Source organism: Pseudomonas sp. GOM7 (assembly GCF_026723825.1).
Classification (GTDB): Bacteria; Pseudomonadota; Gammaproteobacteria; order Pseudomonadales; family Pseudomonadaceae; genus Aquipseudomonas.
In genome coordinates, this window is the sequence record NZ_CP113519.1 from 799500 (window position 1) to 820165 (window position 20666).

Sequence of the window (20666 nt, forward strand, 5' to 3'; positions counted from 1 at the left end):
GCAGGCAGCCTCCGTCAACGCTTGAGTGGGTGCAGTGAGCGTGCCAGGGCCGGGAGCAGGAGACGGCGGGGAATCACCGTCGCCAGTGCTGCGGTTATCGAATTGATGAACCCCGAGACCGTAGAGGGTGCAGTCCAGCGTCGGTCGAGTGCTTTCAAGCCAGCCGCTGCGACCTGGTCGGCGGTTTGGAGTCTGCCTACCACCGTCGCGGTTTCTCCCACTACGTCGAAGAACTCCGTGTGGGTGGGGCCCGGCGCAAGGGAGAAGACCTTGACGCCGTGCTGTTTGGCTTCGTACCACAGGGATTGGCTGAAACTCAGCACGAAGGATTTCGACGCCGCGTAGACGGCCAGGGTCGGTACGGGTTGAAAGGCCGTGGTGCTGGAGACGTTGATGATGGCACCCGATCGTCGTCGGGCCATTTCCGGCAGGAACGCATGGCAGAGATCGACCACTGCGCCGATGTTGACTGCCAGTAGCCGAGCGAAATCATCTGCATCGCCCTCGATGAACGACCCTTGAGTGGCGAAACCGGCGTTGTTGATCAGCAGGTCGATGTCGTCCTCGACGAGTTCGCGCAACCGGCTACCCGGTCGAGCAACGGAGAGGTCGAAGGCGATGCGGGTGCAGGAGATGCCATGTTCCGCCTCGAGGCGGTCGGCGAGCGTGTCGAGTCGATCCTGTCGTCGGGCCACCAGCACCAGGTCGCACCCGCGTGCCGCTAGCGCATTGGCGAAGGCCTCGCCGATTCCCGAGCTGGCACCGGTTATGAGCGCTCGTGAAGCGCGGTATTGGTCGCCCATCTGCCTGTCCTCCGTTGGGTTCCATCGTCAGTCGACGATGCTTGCCTCCGTATGTCCACTCCGCCACTGCATGAACGTGCCCGGCAACGTAATGTGCCTTTTGCGCCCCAGGCAAGTGCATGTTCAAGGCTGTAAAACTTTAAGCGGCCATTGACTTTCTCGGTTTTTTCGGACGCGTCAGCCAAGCATTTGCCGCAGCTACCGGAATAGACGGTGCCAATGGTGTTCGAGCAGCAGAAACAGCTCAGGCCCCCAGTGGTAATGATCGAATCGAGCGCCGCCTGGCTTGGCTGCGCCAAGCCAGGCGTGAGGGCGATCTGGCAGGCATCGGCAAATGAATGGCAGGCAGGTGAAAGCGTGCACAGGGCACCGGGCATAGCTTCGGCTTCTGTCAACGTCACTCATCGCTCTGGGGAAAGTCATGTCCAAGCTGCCCACCTTTCGTCTCTCCACCCTCGCGCTACTGCTCGGCGCCGCGCTGCCGGCCGGCGCGGTGGAGCTTTACGCCGATGCCGACACGCGCCTGCAGGCCGATCTCGAGGCCGTATTCGGCCTGTTTCATAGCCGTGAGAACTATGCCCCCAGCGGGCGCCTGGAGGAAGGCAGTTCCTCCTGGCGCGAGGGCTACCTCAAGTATGGTCTGAGTTTCGAGCAGGGCCTGGCGGGTGTGGGTAATTCCTATGGTGCGTTCTCCATGCTCAGTTCCGCCACCTGGGGCGATGGCGATGCTGCCGGTTTCTCCGATGGTTCTGAACGTACCAGCAAGATCGAGGACGCCTACCTCGGCTGGCGCTCGGGCACCCTCTTCGAGGCGCTCGGCGAGGATGGCGTGGATCTTTCCTTTGGTCGGCAGAATGTCAGGGTCGGTGATGGCTTCCTGATCAATGGCGATGCGCTGAACATCGGCAAGGGCCTGGCCGATGGCGAGTTCAATCGCGGTGGCGCCTACTACCTGGCGGCACGCAAGGCTTTCGACCAGACCGCCGTGCTGCGTCTGGGTGGCAAACAGGGTTGGCGAGGCGACCTGATGTGGCTGAAATCCGACAATCGGGCGCAGGCCAAGACCGAACTCTACGTCGGTACCCTGGAGCACGTGGCCGATACCGGTACGGTCGGGCTCACCTACATCCGTACCCGTGACGTTGATGAGCGCTATGCCTCGCCGTCGCAGATGATGCGCAAAGGCATGGAAACCTACAGCCTGCGAGCGGCGGGCAATGCTGGCGTGGAGAACCTGTCGTTGTCGGGTGAATACGCCATGCAGGATCGCGACCAGGGCCGTGACGAGAATGCCTGGTACCTGGAGGCTGGCTGGACCTTCGCCGACCTGGCCTGGTCGCCGACGCTGAGCTACCGCTACAGCCGCTTCTCGGAAGGTTTCGACCCGCTGTTCTACGGTTTCAGCCGTGGCTATGGCACCTGGTTCCAGGGCGAGGTGGCGGGCAACTACGCCGGCCCGTTCAACAGCAACAGCCGTGTGCATCACCTTGGTCTGCGCGCTACCCCACTGGAAAACCTCAGCCTCGGCGTGCTGTGGTTCGACTTCGATACGCTGGATCGCCAGCGCGGCGATCTCTCCGGCCGCGAGCTGAATCTCTACGCCGAATGGGGGCTGACCGAAAACCTGGTGGTGATGCCCGTGGTGGGCCTGTACCAGCCGAAGAAGAGTGCCGAAGACGGTGGTGCCCAACTGGGTAACAACGACCGCAACCTGTACAGCCAACTGGTCTTCGCCTTCCACTTCTGATGCCATCAGTACCCGCCTCGCCAGCGGCTGCTGGCGAGGTACAAGGGCTCATGAGGCGCAATGCCACGGTGCAAGGATTACTGGAATTATCTATTATCTCGCCTTATTTCCATCGAAGCGGTCTATCCATGAAGGTGCCGAAGAAACGTCGCAATCGTTACAACCCGATCAGCGAAGATTTTCACAAGGAAGAGTTCCCGTTCTACTGGCTGGTGCGTGTTCATGCCCGCTATTCGATGAGCATGGAAAGGCTGCTGAAGAAGGTCGATCTCGACATCCCTCGTTGGCGCGTTCTCAATATCCTTTACGAAACCCAGGACGCCAGTATTTCGGAGATTTCCGAGTTCGCGGTGGCCAAGCTGTCCACCATCACCAAGATCGTCTACCGGATGAAGGACGACGGCCTGGTCGATACCCGCCAGAGCGACCTCGACGGGCGGGTTACCCAGGTCTCCATCACGGAGAAGGGCCGCCAGGCCTACTTCGCCATGCATGAGGTCACGGCGGAGCTGTTCCAAGCCGGCTTCAAGGGGCTGACCGAGGCGCAGATCCGCAAGCTCAACCAGACCCTGGCGACCATGTTCGATAACCTCTCCGATAGCTGAAACCGCACGGTTAGCGGTTCGAGGCCTGCGCGCGATAGGCGCGCGGCGAAATGCCGTAGTGCTGCTTGAAGACGCGGGAGAAGTGCGCCGAGTCGGTGAAGCCCCACTTGTAGGCGATGGTGGTGATCGGCAGGGCCTGGCTGCCGGTGTCGGCCAGTTCCCGTGCGCTGCGTTCCAGGCGCTGGCGCTGGATGTAACGGCAGATGCTGTCGCCGTCGATCTCGAACTGGCGGTACAGCTTGCGCACCGACACGTTCAGCTTCGCCGCCAGCTCCGCCGGTGTCGGCGCATGCGGCAGCGATTCGCCGATGATCTTCTCCGCCAGGCGGCGCAGCGGTCGGCCCGGTTCGAGCAGTTGCTCGTCGTGGAAGGCTGGCGGCAGCAGGGCGATCAAGGCGTTCTGCAGGGCGGAGCCGTAATGGTTCTGGGTGGTCGAGGCGAGCTCGCCATTGGCAATCTGCTGCAGGATGCCCTGTAGCAGGTGCCCGGTCGGGCTTTCCTTCTCCAGCTTGCCGAAACGCCGCGTCGCCACCGGTAGCAGCGGGTCGACCATGTCCCGGCACAGGTGCACCGAAAGCTGGCGAATCAGCCCCTGTGGTTTCATCTCGAAGGCCTGTGCCGAATCGAGCAGGGCCATGTCGCCGGGGTAGAGCACGAACTCGCGCTCGCCCTGGTCGATGGCCATGACCCCCTCGCGCTGCATCACCAGGAAGTAATAGCGATCATCGGCACGGGCAGCGTTACCGCGCTGGCGGTGAATGGTCAGTGCGTTGGTGCTGATATCGGCGATTTCCAGACCGCCCAGGTCGATGCGCTGGATGTCGCCGACGAAGGCGGCGTCATGCCAGGCCGGCTGCGTCTCGAAACGGCCGCAGACGGCATGAACGCTGTGGTTCCAGCGCTCGAAATCAAGGGATGAATGCACGCTCATGAGGCAGCCTCGCTTTGTTCTTGGTGTTTTTGGTGCGGGTTTGTGTCGTTTCTGCACACTTGGCAAATAACGTGAATGTTCAAGCATTTTTTGCGCCAGAAAGCGTTTGATGATGGCGGTTTGAGATCGAAGGTTGTTTTTCCAGAGGGCAGCCGGATACGGGCGGGCGTGCTCGCCAACGAGTGCTGTCGGGAGGCGCTTGGTTTAGGGGGCGGTGGTTGCTGGGGGCGAGGCGTTGCTGCTTGTTTGATACCGGACTGGCAAGTTTGTGTGTTGCTTGTTGTCTGGACGCCGCTGCGGTGTGTTCAGATAGTCCGGGTTTCGCCCCCTCGGGCGACTCACTTTTCTTTGAAATCGGATTGCCGCCCAGCGCAAAGAAAAGTAAGCAAAAGAAACGCACCCCCGCCATCCGGAACTAGGCGTCCCCGTCATGCTTCGCTCGACTCCCCTCACTCCGGCCCCGCTCCGGGGTCGGCGTACATGGGCCATCCCTGGCCCATTACGCCTCTCGTGGCATCCATGCCACTCGCCCCCTGCGCAATGCCTACGTTCGGCCTCCTGAAGGGGGCATTTGCGCGCCTGAACGAACCGGCATTCCAAGGCATGCCCGGCGTGCTCTGGTAATAGTGGATCCATGACGTGGCCGCCGAGTTAAACCAAAACTTTCATTCGCACAGTTTCATTCGCTTGAATAGCTTGCCGGCTTGCAGCCGGCATTCAGGTCAGCCCTAAGGCTGACCTCATGTGCAACCACTCTGTGCTACTTCTGGGTTACCGCAGGTTCAGGCGCGTGCAGAGCCCGCCCAGGAGGGCGAACGGAATCGTCGTAGAAGAGGTTGAGCGACATGGATGTCGCGAAAGCCGCGATGGGCCAGGGATGGCCCTTCGTCGGTGGGCCGCATCCGGTCGGGCCTCTGGAACGGCGATGGAGTGAGCGAACCCTCGCGCAGCGAGGGCCGGATGATCGGGCGGAGGGTTTTGGTTACTTTGCCCGCAAAGTGACTCGCCCGGGAGGGCGAAACCAAAAACATCAGCAAAAACGCGGCAATTCGGAACAGGCACCAGAACAACTCACACCGTATTGCCAGTCCGGTATCAATCCCCAAGGCCGTACTGCCCTTCAAGTGAACCGCATCCCAGTCAGTAACGAATCATCACCGACTTCAGTTCGGTGTAGTCGTCGATGAAGGCGCTGCCGAATTCGCGACCGGTGCCCGAGGCCTTGATGCCGCCGAAAGGCACGGAAGGGTCGAGGAAGGTGTGCATGTTGACGTACACCGTGCCGGCTTCGATCTTCGGGATCAGGCGCAGTGCGCGCGACAGGTCGTTGGTCCAGATGCTGGCGGTGAGGCCGAACGGCGAGTCGTTGATCAGCCCCGGCAGTTCCTCGACCTCGTCGTAGGGCAGCACGCAGAGGATCGGGCCGAAGGTTTCCTCGTGCAGCAGGCGATCCTGCGGCCCGTTGGCCAGCACCACGGTTGGCTCGACGAAGTAGCCGGCGCGGGCCAGCGGCTTGCCGCCGCAAACCACCTGGCTCTGCTCGCGGGCCAGTTGCAGGAACTGTGAAACCTTGTCGAACTGCGGCTTGTTGGCCAGCGGGCCGAAGTTGACGCTCTCGTCGAGCGGCGAGCCGATGTGCATGCTTTGCAGGGCGGCAGTGAACTTGGCCAGGGTTTCGTCGAGGCGCGAGCGATGCACGTAGATGCGTTCCGGTGCCGCACAGACCTGGCCCTGGTGAACGTAGCCGGTCTGGATCAGCCCGGCCACCGCGCCGTCGATATCGGCGTCGGGCAGCAGCGCGGCGGCGTTCTTGCCGCCCAGCTCCAGGGTCACGCGGGTGAGGTTGGCGGCCATGGCGCTCTGGCCGACCTTGAGCCCGGTGGGCACCGAGCCGGTGAAGGACACCTTGGCCACCTGCGGGTGTTCGATCAGGCTGGCGCCGACCTCGCCGGTGCCATTGACCACGTTGAACACGCCTGCCGGCACACCGGCCTCGATGGCCAGCTCGGCCAGACGCAGCAGAGTCAGCGGGGTGAACTCGCTGGGCTTGAGCACCAGGGTGCAGCCGGTGGCCAGCGCCGCGGCGATCTTCCACACGCCGATCATCACCGAGAAGTTCCACGGCACGATGCCGGCCACCACGCCCACCGGCTCGCGGCGGGTGAAGGCGGTGTACTGCTCGCCGGCCATGGAGGGGAACGACGGGCTCATGGTCTCGCCATTGATCTTGGTCGTCCAGCCGGCGTAGTAGCGCAGGAAGATGGCGCTCTGGCCGACCTCGAACATGCGCGAGAGGTGGATGGACTTGCCCGAGCAGAGGGTTTCCAGTTGCGCCAGTTCCTCGCCGTTGGCTTCCATCAGCTCGGCCAGGCGATTGAGCACCACGCCGCGCTGGTAGGGCGAGGTCTGTGCCCACTCGCCCTTGAAGGTGCGGCGGGCGGCGGTGACGGCCGACTCGACCTCGTCGGCGGTGGCGCAGGTGATCTGCGCGATCACTTCACCATTGGCCGGGTTGACGATGGGCACGCGCTTGCCCGAGGTGCCGGGGCGGTACTGGCCGTCGATGAAGTGGGCATGGCTGCGCGCGAGGAACTCGCGCACCTGGGGCAGTAACTGGATTTCGCTCATGGAAGGCTCCGGGGTGGGCGGCCCAGCTAGGGCCGGCTGCGACGTCCGGGCGCCATGGGCCCGGGCCGGGGATATCTGGGCGCTATTCATAGCACCGGCCAGGGTGGGGATAATTGATCAGGACGGACAGCTTCTTGTAGATGCCTGCCAGTCTGGCGCCATCGCCCGCCAGTGGCTGACGGCGGCCTCAGCCCTCGAGGAAGCGCTGCGCCAGGCCCAGTTGCGACTCGGCCAACTGATGCAGTGTCTGGCTGATCTCGCTGGTGCGCCCGGCCTGCTGGCTGGTGCGCTCGGTGAAGCCGGCGATCTCGGTGATCTGCTGGTTGATCTGCTCGGCGACCTGGCCCTGTTGCTCGATGGCCGCAGCCATCTGCAGGCTCATGCCGCTGATTTGCGCCACTTCGGCGCAGATGCGCGTCAGCGCCTGGCGCGCCTGCTCGACGTCAGTGCTGGCGCGCAGGGCCGCCTGTTCGCCGCGCTGTGCGGTGGTCAGGGCGGTGCCGCTGTCCTGACGCAGGCTTTCCAGCGAGCGTTGGATTTCGTGGGTCGATTCGCGGGTGCGCGAGGCGAGGCTGCGCACCTCGTCGGCAACCACCGCGAAGCCGCGCCCGGACTCGCCGGCACGGGCCGCTTCGATCGCCGCATTGAGGGCCAGCAGGTTGGTCTGCTCGGCGATGCTCTGGATCACCGCAGCGACGCCGCCGATGGATTCGATGGCCGCCGCCAGACTGCCCACCGCCTGGCCGATCTCGCCCACCGAGTGGCGCATGGCCTGGGCCGAGCGCTGGCTGTCGTCAGACAGGCGTTCGCCATCACGGGCCAACTGATCGGCGTTCTGCGCCGCCTGGGCGGTGTGCTGCAGGTTACGCGACAGCTCCTGGATGGTGGCACTCATCTGGTTGATCGCAGCGGCGGTCTGCTCGGTTTCGCGCACCTGGCGATCCAGTTGCTCGACCGAGTGCTCCACCACGTCGGCCGAGGTCTGCGCCTGCTGGCGCAGCACCACGCTGTTGATGCAGATGCGCGACATCACCGTGCTCATGCGTGCGCGCTGGCTTTCCAGGGCCATGGCCAGCAGGCTGCTCGGGCCGGGTTGCCGGGCGTGCAGCGGCGCCAGCAGCGGGTCGTTGAAGGCCTGGGCATGCCGGGCCAGCAGTGCCTGGGTCAACTGGCGCTGGCGCAGTGCCGGTTGCGCCCCGGCGAGGCCCAGTGCCAGCAGCAGTGGCAGACCCAGGCTGGCCGGCAGATAGGCCAGCAGGGTGGCCAGCGCCAGGCCCAGGCCGAGCGTCAGTTGCAGGCCGTGGCCCAGCAGCAGTTCGCCAAGGCGTTGCAGCGGACTCCAGGGGGCCTGGCCACGCGCCAGACGGGCATAGAGCCGTTCGGCCTGGCGCGCCTGCGCCGGCTCGATGGGTTGGTAGACGGTGCCCAGCGCCGCCAGCCTGCCGTCATCGAACAGCGGCACCACGTAGAGGTTGCGCCAGTCCGGGGCGCCCTGCCGGTGGCGGATCATCACCGGCGCCGTCCATGGCACGCCGGCGCGCAGCGCACGCCACATGCTGGCGTGCACCGACGCCGGCATCTGCGGGTGGTTGATCAGCTCGTGCGGCTTGCCGAGCAGTTCGTGTTCGGCATGGCCGCACATGTCCAGGTAGGCGGCATTGCAGGTGAGCAGGACGCCCTGCGGATCGAGCCGGGAAATCGGCGGCTCCTGGAAACCTGCTGGGGTGTTGGCGGCGGCTTGCATGGCACGACTCCTCGGCTGTGGCCCGTTGCGGCCTGCCTGGGCAGGCCGTGCGCTTACCAGTGCATGGCGCGCTCGGCGCGCATCTTGCGCACCATGGCGTCATAGAACTTGCTGGCGAAACCGCTCTCGCGGATCAGCATGGCGGTGAGGTCGGCGCACCTGGCGGCGATGCCTTCCTCCAGTGGGTTGTCCTCGCCGCCCAGGGCGCCGGCGGCGCACTGGTTCTCGGCGGCGCGCTGCACCGTCCAGAGCAGGAAGAAGGCCTTCTCGATGCTGCTCTCGCCCACCGCGATACCGTGGTTGCGCAGCACCAGCACGTGCTTGTCGCCAAGGCTCTCGATCATCCGCACCTTCTCGTCATCGAACAGGGTGATGCCCTCGAAGCGGTGGTAGCCGATACGGCCGTATAGCTGGGCACCGTAGAAGTCGTCATGGGTGAAGCCGCGCTTTTTCTGCACCACGGCGGAGATCGGCGTGGTGTGGGTGTGGATCACGCACTGGATGTCGTCACGTGCGCCATGCACGGCGCTGTGCAGGGCGAAGCCGGCGGGGTTGCCGTCATAGGGCGAGGCCTCGAGTTTCTTGCCATGCAGGTCGACCTTGAGCAGGTTGCCCGGGGTGACTTCGCTGTAGTTCAAGCCGAAGGGGTTGACCAGGTAATGGTGTGCCGGGCCAGGCAGGCGCGCGGAAATGTGGTTGAAGATGGTCTCGGTCCAGCCGAACCAGTCCACTAAGTGGTAGCAGTAGGCGAGCTTGACGCGCAGGGCCCACTCTTCGTCGCTGCAGTGGGCGGGCTTGCTGAGGTCGGTCATGGCGTTCATCGCGAAGTTTCCTGTGGGTGATGGGGCGGGGCGCTGCGAAAGCGCGCCAGGGCGAGGATGTCCTGGGTGGTGGGCATGGCCAGGCCCTGGTAGCCGGCCAGCTCGACGACCGCGTCGCCGATGGCGGCCAGCTCCAGTGGGCGGCCCTGTTCATAGTCCTGCAGCATCGAGGTGCGCACCGCGCCCATGCCGGCGCCCAGCTCCATGAAGGTCAGCGGGTCGAAGGCGATGCGTGCGCCATAGGCCGCGGCGGTGAGCAGGGTTTCCTGGAGGATCTTGGCCACCACCGTTTTCAGCTCGGCCTGGCCGTACAACTGCTCCAGGGTCGCGCCGGTGACCACCGACAGCGGGTTGGAGGTGAGGTTGGCGATGATCTTGGTCCATAGCTGGTCACGGATGCGCTCGGTGGCGCGTGCCTCGATGCCGGCGGCGGCGATCAGCGCGCGAACCCGTTCCAGGCGCTCGCTCATGCGGCCGTCCGGCTCGCCGAAGATCATCAGGTGCGGGTTGTTTGAGCGCACCACGCCCGGCGCGGCGCTTTCTGCGGTGATGAACACCACGCAGCCGAGCACGTGGCGCAGGTCGAGGCTGGCACTGAGCGTGCCGTCGGGATCGACGGCCTCGACGCGGCTGCCGGCCAGGCGCCCTTCGAGGCCGTGGAAGTACCACCAGGGCACGCCGTTGACCACCGGTACGACCACTGTGTCGGGGCCGATCAGTGGCTTCAGTTCGGGCAGCAGGCCGGCCAGGGCCGGTGCCTTGGTGCAGATGAACAGCAGGTCCTGCTCACCGAGTTCGCGGCAGTCATCGCTGGTGTTGACGCGCACGCGGTGTTCGCCGTCCAGGTCGGTCAGCTGGATGCCGTGATCGCGCAGTGCGGCGAGCGTCTTGCCGCGCGCCAGCAGGCTGACCGGCTGGCCGCTTTCGACCAGGCGCGCGGCAAGGGTGCAGCCGATCGCGCCGGCACCGGCGATGCAGATACGCAGTGGCTTGGAGTTGGACATGGGCATGTTTCCTTGCGGGCTGACGACGGCGCCCGCGTGGCGGGCGCCGTGGGTTCAGGTGGCGAGCATTTCCTGATGCTTGCTGGCCAGGCCCAGATAGGCCTCGATCACCCGTGGGTCATCCGCCAGTTGCGCGGCCGGGCCCTGCATGGCGATCTGTCCGGTTTCCAGCACGTAGGCGTAGTCCGCCACGCGCAGGGCGGCGCGGGCGTTCTGCTCCACCAGCAGGATCGACACGCCCTGCTGACGCAGGGTGGTGATGATGCGGAAGATTTCGCGGGTGATCAGCGGCGCCAGGCCCAGGCTCGGTTCGTCGAGCATCAGCAGCTTGGGCTTGGCCATCAGCGCGCGGCCGACGGCGAGCATCTGCCGCTCGCCACCGGAGAGGGTGGTGGCCAGTTGCTCGCGGCGTTCCCACAGGCGCGGGAACAGTTCGTAGACCTCCTTGAGCGTCTGGCCGTGGTCGCGCTGGCCGCTGCGGTGGCGCTGGAAGGCACCGAGCAGCAGGTTGTCGGCCACCGACATGCTGCTGAACAGCTCGCGCTTCTCCGGCACCAGGCCGAGGCCACGGCCGACCATCACCTCGACTTCCGGCACGGCTTCCAGGCTGCCATCGAAGGCGACCCGGCCACGGGAGCCGAGCACGCCCATGATGGCCGAGAGCAGGGTGGTCTTGCCGGCGCCGTTGGGGCCGATCACGGTGACGATCTGGCCCTGGCCAACGCGCAGGCTGGCGTTGGACAGCGCCTCGACCTTGCCGTAGGCGACGCACAGGTCGCTGACGTCCAGCACCGGGTTGGCCACCTGGTTCTGCGTGTGCTGCAGGTTGTGCATGGGCATGTTCATCACTCCGCTCCTCCGAGATAGGCTTCCAGCACCGCCGGATCCTTCTGCACTTCGGCCGGCAGGCCGAAGGCGATGCGCTGGCCGAACTCCATCACCACCACGCGATCGACCAGGCCCATGACGAAGTCCATGTCGTGCTCCACCAGCAGGATCGCCATGCCTTCGCTGCGTAGGCGGCTGAGCAACTGGCCGAGGGCTTCCTTCTCCTTGTGACGCAGGCCGGCGGCCGGCTCGTCGAGCAGCAGCAGGCAGGGGTTGGCGCACAGCGCGCGGGCGATCTCTAGGATGCGTTGCTGGCCCAGCGCCAGGCTGCCGGCTTCCACATGCAGGTAGTCACCGAGGCCGACCCGTTCCAGTTGACGACGCGCTTCGGCGAGCAGGCGTGCTTCCTCGGCGCGATCCAGACGCAGGGCGGCGGCGAGCACACCCTTGCTGCCGCGCAAGTGGGCGCCGAGGGCGACGTTCTCCAGCACGCTCATTTCCGGCAGCAGCTTGACGTGCTGGAAGGTGCGGCTCATGCCCATGCGCGCGATGCGCCGCGAGGGGATGCCGTTGATGCGCTGACCACGGAACAGCACCTCGCCGGAGGTGGGCGTATCGACCCCGGAGAGCTGGTTGAACAGGGTGCTCTTGCCGGCGCCGTTGGGGCCGATCAGGGCGAGAATCTCCCCGGTGTGTACCTCCAGGTTCATTGCGTTGTTGGCCACCAGGCCACCGAAGCAACGGGTCACGTCGCGCGCCTCCAGCAGCACCTCGCCGACGGCCGGCGTTTCGCGCTGCGGCAGCTCGTTGGCGTCGTCGATGGGCAGTGTGGCGCGGCGCGGCTTCCAGGCATCAGGCAGCAGGCGCGTCAGCAACGGCCACAGGCCGCCGGGCGCGCGCTGCATCAGCAGCACGATGGCGATGCCGAAGACGATCACCTCGTAGTTGCCAGTATTGCCCAGCAACTGCGGCAGCAGATCCTGCAGCCACTGCTTGAGCATGGTCAGCACGCCGGCGCCGAGCAGGGCGCCCCAGACGCTGGCCACGCCGCCGATCAGCGCCATGAACAGGTATTCGATGCCCATGTGCAGGCCGAACGGCGTGGGGTTCACGAAGCGCTGGGTGTGGGCGTAGAGCCAGCCGGAGAGGGCGGCCAGCAGTGCCGAGATGAGGAAGATCACCATTTTCGCGCGGAAGGTGTTCACCCCCATCGACTCAGCCATCAACTGGCCGCCCTTGAGCGCGCGGATGGCACGGCCCTCACGGGAGTCGAGAAGGTTCTGGGTGAGCAGCATGGCGCCCAGCAGGATGGCCCAGATCAGGTAATAGATCTTCTCGCCCTTGTCCAACGCCCAGCCGAACAGGGAGATGCTCGGCAGGCCGCTGACCCCGGTGTGCCCGCCGAGGGATTCCAGGGTGCCGAACAGGTAGTACAGCGACAGGCCCCAGGCGATGGTACCCAGCGGCAGGTAGTGGCCGGACAGCTTCAGCGTCAGCGCGCCGAGCACCAGGGCCACGGCGGCGGTCAGGGCCAGGCCCACCAGCAGGGTCAGCCAGGGCGAGGCGCTGGCCCAGGCCAGCCAGCTTGGCAGATCCTGCACGGTGGTCAGGTAGGCGCTGGTGTAGGCGCCGAGACCGACGAAGGCGGCCTGGCCGAAGCTGGTCATGCCGCCGACCCCGGTGAGCAGCACCAGGCCGAGCACCACCAGGGTGTACAGGCCGATGTAGTTGAGCAGGGTGACGTAGTAGGGCGGCAGCAGCGCCGGCGCCACGGCCAGTACGGCGACCAGGGCGAGAATCAGGTAGCGCGGTTTCATTCATCGTCCTCCACATGACGGCTGGTGAGGGAACGCCAGAGCAGGAAGGGGATGATCAGGGTGAAGACGATGATCTCCTTGTAGGTGCTGGCCCAGAACATCGAGAAGGCCTCGATCAGGCCCACGGCGAGCGCGCCCAGGGCCGCCACCGGGTAACTGACCAGGCCGCCGATGATGGCGCCGACGAAGCCCTTGAGGCTGATGACGAAGCCGGAGTCGAAATACAGGGTGGTGATGGGAGCGATGAGGATGCCCGACAGCGCACCGATGAAAGTGGCCAGGGCGAAGGTGGCCTTGCCCGCCAGGGTCGGCGAAATGCCCATCAGCCGCGCGCCCATGCGGTTCACTGCGGTGGCGCGCAGGGCCTTGCCGTACAGGCTGCGCTCGAAGAACAGGAACAGGCCGATGATCAGCGCCAGGGACACGGCGATGACCCACAGGGTCTGGCTGTTGAAGGTCACCGGGCCGAGGCTCAGGCCGGCCTCGGAGAACGGCTCGGTGCGCGCGCCCTCGGGGCCGAACAGCAGCAGGGCGATGCCGACCATGGCCACGTGCACGGCGATGGAGACGATCAGCAGCACCAGCGCGCTGGCCGCGGCCAGCGGCTGGAACACCAGGCGGTAGAGCTGCGGGCCGAGCGGCACCACCAGTGCCAGGGTGAGCAGGGCCTGCACGGCCATGGGCAGCTCCGCCAGCGGCAGGCTGCGAATCAGGCCGACCATGGCCAGGGCGTAGGCGAGCTTGAGCAGGATGCGTTTCGGCAAGCGGAACGCGCGGCTGGTGCGGGTGGCGTCGTACAGATCCATGGCGCAGTCGGCCAGGGTCAGCGCCAGCAGCAGCCAGACCAGCGCGGTGGGTTGGCCGGCCTGCAGGGCGGCCATGGTCAGCGCACCGTAGGTGACGAACTCACCCAGCGGGATCAGCAGGATGCGCGTCACGGTGAAGACCAGCAGGATCGACAGCGCCAGCAGCGCGTAGATGGCGCCGTTGGTGATGCCGTCCTGGCCGAGCAGCAGGGCAATCTGGAAATTCATGTCGGAAACTCGTTTACGGTATGGGGCGGACGTGTGGGGCGGCGTGATCGGAGCGTAGGGTGGATGGCGCTTTTTTCATCCACCTTCGGCGTGGGGCTGGGCTCCATCCGGTGGACAGAAAAGCGCTGTTCACCCTACGGAGAACCCGTGCCTGCGATCAGTTGCCTTTGAGCAGCGTCCAGGTGCCGTTCTTCACCTGGATCAGTTCGCGACCACGCTCGTCGAAGCCGCTGTGATCCTCGGGCGTCATGTTGTAGACGCCCTGGGTGGCGGCGAACTCGTGGGTCGCCTCCAGCGCGTCGCGCAGGGCGGCGCGGAACTCGGGCGTGCCGGGCGCGGCCTTGGCGGCAGCGGTCGGAATCGCCTGTTGCAGCAGCAGGCCGGCGTCATAGGTGTTGGCGCCGAAGGTGGCTGGTTTGCTGCCGTTGAGTTTCTCGTAGGCCGCCACGTAGTCGCCGGCGATGGCCTTGGACGGATGGCTGTCAGGCATCTGCTCGAGCACCAGCATCAGGCTGGCGGCGAGGATGGTGCCTTCGACCTTCTTGCCGCCGAGCTTGAGGAAGTCCGGCAGGGCGGCGCCGTGGGTCTGGTACACCTGGCCCCGGTAGCCCTGGTCGAACAGGGTGGTCTGCGGCAGCACCGCCGCGCTGCCCGGCGCAGCCACCAGCACGGCGTCGGGGCGCGAGGCGAGGATCTTCAGGCTCTGCCCGGTGACCGAGGTGTCCTGGCGCTGGAAGCGCTCGCTGGTCAGCAGCTTGATGCCGTGCTCGGCCGCCAGCGTGCCCATCACCTTCGACCAGTTCTCGCCGTAGGGATCGGCGGTGCCGATGAAGCCCAGCGTCTTCACGCCACGGGTCTGCATGTCCTCGACCAGTGCCTTGGCGATCAGGTCGTCGTTCTGCGTTGTCTTGAATACCCACTTCTTCTGCTCGGTCATCGGCAGCACCACGGCGGCGGTGCCCACTGGCGCCAGCAACGGCACGCCGGCCTCGGCGACGAACTGGATCACGCCCATGGCATTGGGCGAGCCGCTCGGGCCGATGATGGCGTCGACGTTTTCCTCGCTGATCAGCTTCTTCAGCGCCTTGACGGTGGCGGTCGGGTCGCTGCCGTCATCCAGGGCGATGTACTTCATCTGCTGGTCGCCGGCCTGGGTAGGCAGCAGCGCTACGGAGTTCTTCTGCGGTAGCCCGACCAGCGCGATGGGGCCGGTGGAGGAGGTGATGACACCGACCTTGACCTCGGCCTGGGCGAAGGAAGCGCAGACGGCGCTGAGAAGGAGGGTGGACACGGCTCGTTTGAAGTGCATGACGTACTCCGAGGGTTGCAAGGCTATTTGGAGAGACAGAGCCCTACCGGTTGGGAGGGTTTGTCGTCTTCTTGTTGTTCTGGCGCCTTTGGGCGCTGCCGGTGGTTACCCGTCCGACACGACACGTTTTGCACCTCCCGTGCCAGAACGGCGTGCACCGACCTGTCGCATGGCCCCGCACGGCCGTGAATCGAACACCGGGCTCGGCCTCCTGGCGCAGTGCCGAGATGCGCCTGCCGAGTGGCTGAGGTGGATCCCCTCATGGCCGATTTCATCGGGCCTGGAGGGGCTTTTTTCGTGACCGAAAAATCCTGTTTTTCAGTGATTTTCTGCTTTTAAAAATCGTATTTTTTCATTCAAAAAAAGCGTTTTCTATCGTGCAATTTATGTGCGGTTATCGGCCATTTTTGCGATTGAAGAAGATCGCTAAAAATCCATGTGTGCGTTGAGATTTAATCTCATGTAGATCTTATATTCATGTTTTTAAAGTATTTATTTGTATTTAATGGGTGAATGTTACAGCTTTAGAGTGTTACCGGACTGCACGTGAATGGTGCTCAGCGGGGTGAAAATGCACCGAATCTACACACTTTTTTTAAGCGATAATTCAATTGACAATTCACGTAATTCTTCCGATTCTGGATTTACGCGAATCGCAGCTCATGTGGCGGTTCGGTTCATCAACAGAAACGGCAGTGGGTGAAGCAGATGGCGATAGTGGTCGAGAAGCTGAAGCTCGGTGGGCAAGGCCTACGTGTGATGATGAAGGACACCATCGATGTGGCTGGCCATCCCACCCGTGCTTCCAGTCGTGCCCTCGAGCATGCGCCGGACGCCGAGCGCCATGCCGATGTGGTTCAGGCGCTGCTCGACGCCGGCTGCCAACTGCTGGGCAAGACCAGCTTGCATGAGCTGGCCTTCGGCACCACCGGGCTCAATGCCTGGACGGGCACGGCGGACAACCCGCGTTATCCCGGGCGCATTCCCGGCGGTTCTTCCAGTGGCTCGGCCGCTGCCGTGGCCGCTGGCCTGTGCGATTTCTCCTTGGGCACCGACACCGGTGGTTCGGTGCGCATTCCCGCCGCCTGCTGCGGCGTGTTCGGCCTCAAGCCCAGCTTCGGTCGCGTCAGCCGCGCCGGGGTGATACCGGCACAGACGTCGCTGGATTGCGTCGGCCCCTTCGCCGCCGATATCGACACGCTGATCAAGGCGATGCAGGTCATCGATCCTTCCTTCAGGGCGCTGCCTAGCGTGAACGGCATCCGCATCGGCGTGGTACCGGTGCAGGCCCACCCGGAAGTGCGGGCGACTCTGGATGCCGTGCTCGAAGCCTCGGATTTCGAGCTTTGCGAAACTCCCTTGCCCGGCATGCAGGCGGCCTACGATGCCGGCCTGGCAGTGATCAACCGCGAGACCTGGAACGCCTGTGGGCACCTGGTGGAAACCGGCCTGGTGGGCGCCGATGTTGCCGGCCGGCTGCTGGCCGCGCGCGAGACCTCCGACGCCGCCCTGGCCGACGCCGAACGCTGCCGCGCCGCCTTCACCGCCGAGGTGGATGCCGCCCTGGCGCGCTGCCCGATTCTCGCCCTGCCGACCATGCCGGAGTACCCGGCGCTGGTCGCAGAGGCTGCCGATACCCGTGCGGCCATCGGCATGACCGCTTTCGTACGCCCCTTCAACCTGTCTGGCCACCCGGCACTGAGCATCCCTTTCGAGGGCGCCTCGAAACTGCCGGTGGGGCTGCAACTGATCGCCGCCAAGGGCGCGGACGAACTGCTTCTGGCAGTCGCCCGCGAGCTGTTGCGGCGCCTCGAACAATAACCGTGCCCACCCTGGAGAAGCCCATGTCTTCCCTGAGCCAGCTGGATCACCAGCGCCTTGCCCCGATTACCGCGAACGAAGCCTTCCAGGCGCTGCTGGTCGATATCCGCGAGCGCGCCCGGCGTGAGGAGTTCGACCAGCAACGCTACATCTCCCATGACGTGATCGAGCGTTTCAAGGCGCTTGGCGTCTACCGCGCCCTGGTGCCCAGCCGCTTCGGCGGCGAGCAGCGCAGCCCCATGGAGTTCTGCGAAATGGTGGAGGACATCTCCGCCGCTGACGGTTCCGCCGGCTGGGTCGCCAGCTTCGGCATGAACCCGGTGTACCTGGCAGCGCTGCCGCTGGCGACGCTGGACAAGGTTTACGCCAACGGCCCCGACGTGGTGTTCGCCGCCGGCATCTTCCCGCCGCAGCCGGCGGAGACCGTCGAGGGTGGTTTCAAGGTGCGCGGGCGCTGGAAGTTTTCCAGTGGCTGCATGGGCGCCGACCTGATCGGCGTGGGTATCAGCCCCAAGGTCGGTGAAACCCTGTCGCTGCCGCGTCTGGCCGTGATGCCGCGGGAGAAGGTCGGCATCGAAGACACCTGGGACGTGGTCGGCCTGATCGGCACCGGCAGCCATGACCTGGTGCTCGATGGCGTCGAAGTCCCCGAGGAATGGACCTTCGTCCGCGGTGGCCCGGCCAACCTCGACGAGCCGCTGTTCCGTTATCCGTCGCTGTCTTTCGCTACCCAGGTGCTGTCCGTGGTCGGTCTGGGTGTCGCCCGCGCCGCGCTGGACTACCTGGCCGACATGGCCAGCGGCCGTTTCTCCGTCACCGGCGCACCGGCCCTGGCCGACCGCCCGCTGGCGCAGATGCAGATGGCCAAGGCCGAAGCCGAACTGCGCGCCGCCCGCGCCTGGTTCTACGAAGCCATGGAAAGCGCCTGGGCCAGCGTGCTGGCCGGCGATGCGGTGAGCGTCGAGCAGACCAACCTGCTGCGCCTGTCCTCGACCCACGCCACCCGGGTGGCGGCCGAGGTGGCGCGCACCGCGCAGATGCTTTCCGGCATGACCGGCGTGTACCGCCACAGCCCGCTGGCGCGCTTCGTCAACGACGCTCAGGTGGTCACCCAGCACGCCTTCATGGGTGACATGACCTACCAGAACGCCGGTGCGATCTTCTTCGGCAACAAGCCGCTGCCTGGCTACCTGTGATTTTCAACTGACAGATCGGTGATTGTGATGACTGAGAAAAAAGCCCTGCGCGTCCTGTTCTGCATGGGCATCAACCAGAACTTCTTCGACGCCCCGCGTGAAGAGCAACTGGAAGTCTGGGCGGCGTTCAGCGCCATGTGGAACGGCATCCACGATCTGCCCGGGGTGAAGGTGTTCGGCAACATGGACGACGACCAGAGCATGGTCGGTCCATCCACCGGCTACCCCTGGACCACCTACCTGCTGGCCGACGTGCCGGACATCGAAACCGTCCACGCCGCCTGCAACCTGTTCCGCACCACCGCCGTGGGCACTGGCCCGTACAAGCTGTGGCGCTACTGCAAGGTGGAAGCGCGTACCGGCCGTGAACTGATCATCCAGCGGGCCTGAGCCATGAGCCGATCCCTCGAAGCCCGCCTGCATCAGCTGGAAAGCGAGCACGCCGTGCGCGCCTGCATGAACCGCTACATGGCGCTGTGCGACGCGCTCGACGCGCGCACCCCGCTGGACGAGCTGACCGGGTTGTTCACAGTCGACGCCATCTGGGAAGGCAAGGGCGCCAAGTACGCCAAGAGCTTCGGCGGCTACCGGGGGCGCGAGGCGATCCGCGCGATGTTCGCCGGCTACATGAGCGAGCCGGCGCACTTCGCCCTCAACGTGCACTTCCTCTGCTCGGAGCTGATCCGCGTGGAGGGCGACCAGGCCAACGGCAGTTGGGTGATGTTGCAGACCTCGACCTTCGCCAGCGGCGCCTCGCACCTCAACGCGGCGCGCCTGACGGTGCGCTTTCGTGAGGAGGAGGGCACCTGGCGCATGGCCCATTTCCAGACCGAGAACCTGTTCGGCCGCCCGGTCGAGGCGTGGAACAGCGATGCCCACCTGCCCGTGCCGTGCCAGAAACAACAGACGTAGGGTGGGCTTTAGCCCACCGCACAAAGGTCAGGCGTGGGCGCAAGCCCACCCTACGAAGATGGCGCTAGCCGGAGCTCCGACTTTCGGGCAAGGCGAGCAAAAGAAATTGTGAGTCGGCACGTGATGCCGACGAGGAGTGACCGTGACCAATCTGATCGAAACCGTGAACCTGGCCAGCTCGCCGGCCGACCTGGTGCTGCACGACCGCGTGCACACCTCCCTGTACACCGATGCGCGCATCTTCGACGAAGAGCTGGAGAAGGTCTTCTACAGCACCTGGGTGTGGGTGGCGCACGCCAGCGAGATTCCCGACAACGGCAGCTACAAGAGCACCTACATCGGCAAGCAGCCGGTGATCGTGGTGCGCGACCGCAAGAAGGACGTGCACGTGCTGCTCAACCGCTGCCGCCACCGTGGCGCCACCGTCTGCGAGCACAAGAAGGGCAAGACCAACAGCTTCGTCTGCCCCTACCACGGCTGGAGCTACGCCCTCGACGGCAGCCTGCGCGGCGTGCCGCACCCGGAGAGCTACGCCGACTGCCTGGACAAGGGCGAGCTGCCGCTGGTGAGCCTGCGCGTCGAGCAATACAACGGCATGATCTTCGCCACCTTCAAGGACGACATCGAGCCGCTGGAAGACTTCCTCGGCGCGGCCAGGAAGTGGATCGACCTGTTCATGAAGCAGGGCGCCGGCTACGGCGTGAAGGTCTCCGGCGAGCATCGCTTCCGCTTCCCCGGCAACTGGAAGATCCAGCTGGAGAACACCACCGACGCCTACCACTTCCCGCTGGTGCACAAGTCGTTCCTGTCCTCGGTGGACGAGCAGACCCTGGAGCTGTTCGATTTCGTCGAAGGCCCCGGCTATGTCGAGGACCTCGGCAACGGCCACAGCGTGATGGTGATGATCCCCGAGCTGGTGGACCTGGAAGCCGACCTGGACAAGCCGATCCCCGAGCGCTTCGAGGCGCTGGCCCAGGAGCTGCGTGACGAAGGCATCGAGGAGCAACAGGTGCGCCGCATCGTTCGCGCCGTCGGCGGTTCGGGCTTCAACCTCAACCTGTTCCCCAACGTCGCCTGCTCCATGGCCTTCTTCCGCGTGCTGCAGCCGGTCTCGGTGAACGAGACCGAAATCCACCACGCGGTGATCACCATGGACGGCGGCCCGGCCGTGGCCAACCGCTACCGCCTGCGCCTGCACGAGCACTTCCAGGGCCCGATGGGCTTCGGCACCCCGGACGACTCCGAGGCCTGGGAGCGCGTGCAGAAGGGCGCCCAGGCCGGCAGCGACCTGTGGATCATGCTCAACCGCGGCCTGCCCGGCGAGAAGCCGAGCGAAGACGGCCTGGTCAGCGACGTGAGCGCCGAGACCGGCATGCGCGCGGCCTACCAGCAGTGGAAAAAGATGATGTCGGCCTGAGCCGCCGCGCCCCTCTGCCCGCGTGGGTGAGAGGGGCCCGTCACGCACC

The 20666-nt window shown here is 65.3% G+C and carries 17 protein-coding genes; 7 read left to right on the forward strand and 10 right to left on the reverse strand.

The window, feature by feature from the left end; all coding sequences use genetic code 11:
- Window positions 1-14: 14 nt before the first annotated feature.
- The gene (locus tag OU800_RS03670; RefSeq protein WP_268181256.1) at window positions 15-803 is read right to left on the reverse strand and encodes an SDR family NAD(P)-dependent oxidoreductase; all 789 of its coding nucleotides are present in this window, start codon (window positions 801-803) and stop codon (window positions 15-17) included.
- A gap of 421 nt (window positions 804-1224) precedes the next feature.
- Between OU800_RS03670 and OU800_RS03675 the strand changes: the two genes are divergently transcribed.
- Together OU800_RS03675 and OU800_RS03680 are read left to right on the forward strand one after the other, a co-directional pair.
- On the forward strand, window positions 1225-2550 hold the full coding sequence (locus tag OU800_RS03675) for a hypothetical protein (protein ID WP_268181257.1): 1326 nt from the start codon (window positions 1225-1227) through the stop codon (window positions 2548-2550).
- Between the two features lie 128 nt (window positions 2551-2678).
- Window positions 2679-3155, forward strand: a complete 477-nt coding sequence (locus OU800_RS03680; protein WP_268181258.1) for a MarR family winged helix-turn-helix transcriptional regulator — start codon at window positions 2679-2681, stop codon at window positions 3153-3155.
- A 10-nt stretch (window positions 3156-3165) separates the two neighbouring features.
- Here the strand turns inward: OU800_RS03680 and feaR are convergent, their stop codons facing one another.
- The 9 genes from feaR to OU800_RS03725 form a co-directional block, all read right to left on the reverse strand.
- Complete coding sequence (gene feaR, locus OU800_RS03685; RefSeq protein ID WP_268181260.1) at window positions 3166-4086, reverse strand: transcriptional regulator FeaR; 921 nt, start codon at window positions 4084-4086, stop codon at window positions 3166-3168.
- Between the two features lie 1140 nt (window positions 4087-5226).
- Entirely contained in the window at window positions 5227-6714 is a 1488-nt protein-coding gene (locus OU800_RS03690; protein ID WP_268181261.1) for an aldehyde dehydrogenase family protein, read from the reverse strand.
- A gap of 187 nt (window positions 6715-6901) precedes the next feature.
- Complete coding sequence (locus tag OU800_RS03695) at window positions 6902-8458, reverse strand: methyl-accepting chemotaxis protein (protein ID WP_268181263.1); 1557 nt, start codon at window positions 8456-8458, stop codon at window positions 6902-6904.
- A 53-nt stretch (window positions 8459-8511) separates the two neighbouring features.
- On the reverse strand, window positions 8512-9279 hold the full coding sequence (locus tag OU800_RS03700; RefSeq protein ID WP_268181264.1) for a class II aldolase/adducin family protein: 768 nt from the start codon (window positions 9277-9279) through the stop codon (window positions 8512-8514).
- Window positions 9276-10283: a ketopantoate reductase family protein gene (locus OU800_RS03705; protein WP_268181265.1), complete on the reverse strand. Its 1008-nt coding sequence runs from the start codon at window positions 10281-10283 to the stop codon at window positions 9276-9278. The genes OU800_RS03700 and OU800_RS03705 overlap by 4 nt, the downstream gene beginning before the upstream one ends.
- A gap of 54 nt (window positions 10284-10337) precedes the next feature.
- Window positions 10338-11129, reverse strand: coding sequence for an ABC transporter ATP-binding protein (locus OU800_RS03710; protein WP_268181266.1), 792 nt, complete (start codon window positions 11127-11129; stop codon window positions 10338-10340).
- Window positions 11129-12928, reverse strand: coding sequence for a branched-chain amino acid ABC transporter ATP-binding protein/permease (locus tag OU800_RS03715; RefSeq protein ID WP_268181268.1), 1800 nt, complete (start codon window positions 12926-12928; stop codon window positions 11129-11131). Before OU800_RS03715 ends, OU800_RS03710 begins: the two co-directional genes overlap by 1 nt.
- Complete coding sequence (locus OU800_RS03720; RefSeq protein ID WP_268181270.1) at window positions 12925-13962, reverse strand: branched-chain amino acid ABC transporter permease; 1038 nt, start codon at window positions 13960-13962, stop codon at window positions 12925-12927. Before OU800_RS03720 ends, OU800_RS03715 begins: the two co-directional genes overlap by 4 nt.
- A 157-nt stretch (window positions 13963-14119) precedes the next feature.
- A complete protein-coding gene (locus OU800_RS03725) occupies window positions 14120-15271 on the reverse strand; it encodes an ABC transporter substrate-binding protein (RefSeq protein WP_268181272.1) in 1152 nt (383 codons plus the stop codon).
- A gap of 708 nt (window positions 15272-15979) precedes the next feature.
- Here OU800_RS03725 and OU800_RS03730 point away from each other — a divergent pair.
- The 5 genes from OU800_RS03730 to OU800_RS03750 all read left to right on the forward strand — a co-directional run bounded on the left by OU800_RS03730 (window position 15980) and on the right by OU800_RS03750 (window position 20617).
- Window positions 15980-17092, forward strand: coding sequence for an amidase (locus OU800_RS03730; RefSeq protein WP_268181274.1), 1113 nt, complete (start codon window positions 15980-15982; stop codon window positions 17090-17092).
- Window positions 17093-17115: 23 nt separating this feature from the next.
- Entirely contained in the window at window positions 17116-18288 is a 1173-nt protein-coding gene (locus tag OU800_RS03735) for an acyl-CoA dehydrogenase family protein (RefSeq protein ID WP_268181275.1), read from the forward strand.
- 27 nt (window positions 18289-18315) lie between these two features.
- On the forward strand, window positions 18316-18678 hold the full coding sequence (locus OU800_RS03740) for a hypothetical protein (RefSeq protein WP_026042046.1): 363 nt from the start codon (window positions 18316-18318) through the stop codon (window positions 18676-18678).
- Between the two features lie 3 nt (window positions 18679-18681).
- Window positions 18682-19200 (forward strand): nuclear transport factor 2 family protein, encoded by a 519-nt coding sequence (locus tag OU800_RS03745; RefSeq protein WP_268181277.1) that lies wholly within the window; start codon window positions 18682-18684, stop codon window positions 19198-19200.
- Window positions 19201-19342: 142 nt separating this feature from the next.
- Window positions 19343-20617, forward strand: a complete 1275-nt coding sequence (locus OU800_RS03750; RefSeq protein WP_268181279.1) for an aromatic ring-hydroxylating oxygenase subunit alpha — start codon at window positions 19343-19345, stop codon at window positions 20615-20617.
- Window positions 20618-20666: the final 49 nt, after the last annotated feature.